Below are 4,276 nucleotides of genomic sequence, written 5' to 3' on the forward strand. Positions count from 1 at the left end.
CTCACGGTGGCGCACGTGGACGTGAAGGCGTCCGCGGTCATCACCGGTGGGCTGTTCGCGCTGCTGCCCGGGCGGGCGCTGGTGGCGGGGGTGCAGGACGGCCTGACCGGCTTCTACATCACCGCCTCCGCGCGCCTGCTGGAGGTCATGTACTTCTTCGTCGGCATCGTCACCGGCGTGCTGCTGGTGCTGTACTTCGGCGTGAAGCTGGGCGCCCAGCTCAACCCGGACGCGGCCCTCGGCGTCAACGAGCGGCCGGTGGTGCAGATCGTCGCCTCGATGCTGCTGTCGCTGACCTTCGCGGTGCTGCTCCAGCAGGAGCGCTCCACCGTGCTGCTGGTGACGCTCAACGGCGGCGTGGCGTGGGTGGTGTACGGCGCGATGCACTACGTCGGCGACATCTCGCCCGTGGCGTCCACGGCGGTGGCGGCGGGCCTGGTGGGACTGTTCGGGCAGCTGCTGTCCCGCTACCGGTTCGCCTCCGCGCTGCCCTTCACCACGGCCGCGATCGGGCCGCTGCTGCCGGGCTCGGCGACCTACTTCGGGCTGCTGGCGATCGCGCAGAACAACGTCGACAAGGGGCTGGTGTCGCTGGCCAAGGCGGTGTCGCTCGCCATGGCCATCGCGATCGGGGTGAACCTGGGCTCGGAGATCTCCCGGCTGTTCCTCAGGCTGCCGGGCGGGGCGGCGGCGGGACGCCGCGCGGCCAAGCGGACGCGCGGCTTCTAGACGCGCCCCTGGTTCTGGCCGTAGTCGCCGTACCCCCTGTACTCGCCGTATTCACCGTGCTCGCCGGCGCCGTATTCACCGTGCTCGCCGTGCTGGTTCCCGTACGGGCCGCGCGGGGGCTGCTGTCCGGCCGGGTACTGCTGCTGGGGGTACTGCTGCCGGGGGGCGTACTGCTGCTCGGGGTACTGGCCGCCGTAGTACCGGTCGTGGCCGTACTGGTCCTGGCCGTACTGGTCGTGGCCGTACTGGTCGTGGCCGTACTGGCCGCCCTGGGCGTGGTTCTGCCCGCCGTGCTGCTCGCCGCCGTAGGGACAGGACGGCTCGATGCGGCGCAGGCGGGTCGTGGCGTCGTCCATCACGGGCAGTTCCTGTGCCGCGGGCCGCTCCTGCGCCGCGGGGGCCTCCTGGCCGCCCTTCTTCGCCTTGGAGCGGGCGCGCAGGTACTCGATGGCGATCGGGACGACGGAGACGAGGACGATCAGGATGAGGATCGCCTCGATGTTGTTCTTGACGAAGTCGTGCTTGCCCAGCCAGGAGCCGAGCAGGGTCACGCCGGCGCCCCACAGCACGCCGCCGATGACGTTGAAGACGACGAACGAGCGGTACCGCATGCCGCTGACGCCCGCGATGATCGGCGTGAACGTCCGCACCACGGGCACGAAGCGGGCCAGGACCAGGGACTTCGGGCCGTACTTCTCGAAGAACTCGTGCGCCTTGGTGACGTTCTCCTGCTTGAACAGGCGGGAGTCGGGCCGGTTGAACAGCGAGGGGCCGACCTTCTTGCCGAACATGTAGCCCGCCTGGTCGCCCAGGACGGCGGCGAGGCAGATGAGGGCGATCGCGCCCCACAGCGGGAAGTCCATCTGCTTGGACGTGATCAGCAGACCGCAGGTGAACAGCAGCGAGTCGCCCGGCAGGAAGAAGCCGATGAGCAGGCCGGACTCGGCGAAGACGATGAGGAGCAGGCCCCAGATCCCGAAGTTGCTCAGGAGGGTGTTCGGATCCAGCCAGCTCGGGCCGAGTGCGAGCGTCATCACGGTTCCGGGCTCCTGAGGGTGGGAGGTGCGGCGGCCGTACGGCCTAGCGGTTGCTGCCGCACAAAGTATCAACGTCGGATGTACGGCCCGGGTTCCCCGGTCTCCCGCCCCGGATCCCCTGCTTCCGCCGGCGCCGAGGGGATGCGCCACGGGCCCGCCGGGTCCCGTCTGTGACCCATGGGCATCGAGGATTACGGCGCGGCGGCCAGGGTCCCCACCCCGAGGTGCTGGTCGTGACGACGAACGACGTACCCGGGCACCGCGTGGAGCAGGTCATCGGCGAGGTCTTCGGCCTGACCGTGCTTCCCCGAGCTCTCGGCTTCGCTCGAGCAGGGGAGACCCCGATCGGCACCTGGGCAGCCAGATCGGCGCGGGCCTGAAGTCGATGATCGGCGGTGAGCTCAAGGGGCTCACCAAGACGCTGGTGCAGACCCGCAACCAGGCCATGGAGCGCCTCGTCGAGCAGGCACGCGCGCGTGGCGCCGACGCGGTGCTGATGATGCGGTTCGACGTGACCGAGGCCGCGGACGCCGGCACCGAGGTGTGCGCGTACGGCACGGCGGTGGTCCTGGCCCGGGAGTGACCCCCGGAGTGACCCTGGGTGCGTGCCCGGGCCGGGACCGGCGGGCGGACCTCTCAGGAGGCGTGGCGTGCGGCGTTGGCCACGATCGCGTCGCGCATGTAGACCGCGAGGCCCGGCCGGATGCCGTCGTACATCGCCGTGAACCGCTCGTCGGCGACGTACATCTCGCCGAGGCAGGTGTGCATCTCGTGCCCGCAGTCGTAGTAGCTGTCGCCGATGAAGCGGCGGTGCTCCTCGGCCACGTCCATGGCCGCCTCCGAGCCGGCCGGGGCGCCGGAGTCGAGCAGTGCGGCCATGCGCCGGTGGATGTCGTCCTGCCGCGCGTTGAGCCGCTGCCAGTCCTCCTTGGTGTACGACGCGGTGCGGCGCTGGGACTGGCGGTAGGCCTCGGTGTTCCCCCAGCGTTCCCTGACCTCGTCGGCGTACTGCTCCGGGTCGGAGTCCCCGAACACCTCGAACCTCTCCTCGGGCGTGAGATCGATCCCCATCGTGCGTGCCTCCATGGCGTGCTCCACGGCCGCGGCCATCCTGCGCAGCTTCTCGATCCGGGCGGTCAGCAGTTCGTGCTGGCGGCGCAGGTGCTCCCGCGGGTCCGCGTCCGGGTCGTCGAGCAGGGCCGCGACCTCCTCGAGCGGGAAGCCGAGCTCCCGGTAGAACAGGATCTGCTGCAGCCGGTCGAGGTCGGCGTCGCTGTAACGCCGGTGGCCCGCGTGGCTGCGCCCGCCCGGTACGAGCAGGCCGATGTCGTCGTAGTGGTGCAGGGTGCGCACCGTCACTTGGGCGAAACCGGCGACCTGTCCCACGGAGTAGCTCACTTCCGCTCCCTTCCTTCGTGCGCCCTCCACGCTGCCGCCTCACGTGGCGTGAGGTGCAAGCCCGCTCCGCATCCCGGATGTTGTGCCCGTTTTGCCAGGCATGCCCGTTTATGGTGTGCCAGTGGTCCAGGACACCGCGCATCAGGCACCCACCGCCCCGGCGGCCCCGGCCCGCGTGCTGCTGCCGCAGATCCTGCCCGCCCTCGTCGTCGGCGTCGGCGCCAGCCTGCTCCTGCTGCTGGTGACGGGCCTGGCCGAGCGGCTCCAGGGGGTGCTGTGGGGCGACCTGCCGGACGCGCTGGGCATCGGGCCGTACTCCGTGGCGTGGATGCTCATCATGCTCACCGCGACGGGCCTGATGGTGGGACTCGTGGTGTGGAAGGTGCCGGGCCACGCCGGCCCCGACCCGGCGACGCTCGGTCTGGCGGCGGCGCCGATTCCCCCGGCGGTGGCCCCCGGGCTGCTGCTGGCGGCCATGCTGATGCTGGCGGGCGGGCCGAGCCTCGGCCCCGAGAACCCGGTGATCATGGTGGACGTGGCGCTCGCCTTCTGGCTGGGCCGCAGGCTGCTGCCCCGGCTGCCCGGCCCGCTCTGGCCGGTGCTGGCGGAGGCGGCGACGATCGGCGCCCTGTTCGGCACGCCGGTGGCCGCGGCGCTGGTCATCTCCGAGGCGCTGGCCGGACGGCCGGCGAGGGGCGCGCTGTGGGACAACGTCTTCGCGCCGCTGGCCGCCGGGGCCGCCGGGGCGATGACGACGACTCTGCTGGCCCACCCGGTCTTCGACCTGCGCATGCCACCCGTGGGCGGCCCCCGCTGGTTCGACACGCTGGCCGCCCTCGTGATCGCCTCGCTGGCCGCGCTGCTCGGCCTCACCGCCGTCTACGCCTTCCCCCACGTCCACCGGGTCTTCTCCCGGCTCGGGCACCCGATGCTGGCGCTGCCGCTCGGCGGACTCGTACTGGGGCTGCTGGGCGCCCTGGGCGGCCGTCTGACCCTCTTCAAGGGGCTGTCGGAGGTCGAGGAGCTGGCCCGGAACCCCGGCGGCTGGACGGCGGGGCAGTTCGTGACGATGGCCGTGGTGAAGCTTGCCGCGATGCTCGTGGCGGCGTCCT

4 protein-coding genes and 1 pseudogene are annotated in these 4,276 nt (G+C 71.6%); 3 read left to right on the forward strand and 2 right to left on the reverse strand.

From position 1 onward, the window contains the following. On the forward strand, positions 1-729 hold a 729-nt coding region (locus tag IE249_RS38765), incomplete at its 5' end, for a threonine/serine exporter family protein (protein WP_229859433.1). Here IE249_RS38765 and IE249_RS28490 read toward each other — a convergent pair. Then, entirely contained in the window at positions 726-1,763 is a 1,038-nt protein-coding gene (locus tag IE249_RS28490) for a DedA family protein (RefSeq protein ID WP_373304470.1), read from the reverse strand. The two genes, IE249_RS38765 and IE249_RS28490, sit on opposite strands and share 4 nt — an antisense overlap. Before the next feature lie 180 nt (positions 1,764-1,943). Here IE249_RS28490 and IE249_RS28495 point away from each other — a divergent pair. After that, positions 1,944-2,349, forward strand: a pseudogene (locus IE249_RS28495) (YbjQ family protein). 53 nt (positions 2,350-2,402) lie between these two features. Here IE249_RS28495 and IE249_RS28500 read toward each other — a convergent pair. Further along, complete coding sequence (locus IE249_RS28500) at positions 2,403-3,164, reverse strand: MerR family transcriptional regulator (protein ID WP_189709278.1); 762 nt, start codon at positions 3,162-3,164, stop codon at positions 2,403-2,405. A gap of 121 nt (positions 3,165-3,285) precedes the next feature. Here IE249_RS28500 and IE249_RS28505 point away from each other — a divergent pair. Then, positions 3,286-4,276 (forward strand): ion channel protein (locus IE249_RS28505; RefSeq protein ID WP_229859434.1); only part of this gene is annotated, 991 nt, incomplete at its 3' end.

The organism is Streptomyces anandii JCM 4720 (assembly GCF_014650655.1).
GTDB classification, from domain to species: Bacteria; Actinomycetota; Actinomycetes; order Streptomycetales; family Streptomycetaceae; genus Streptomyces; species Streptomyces anandii.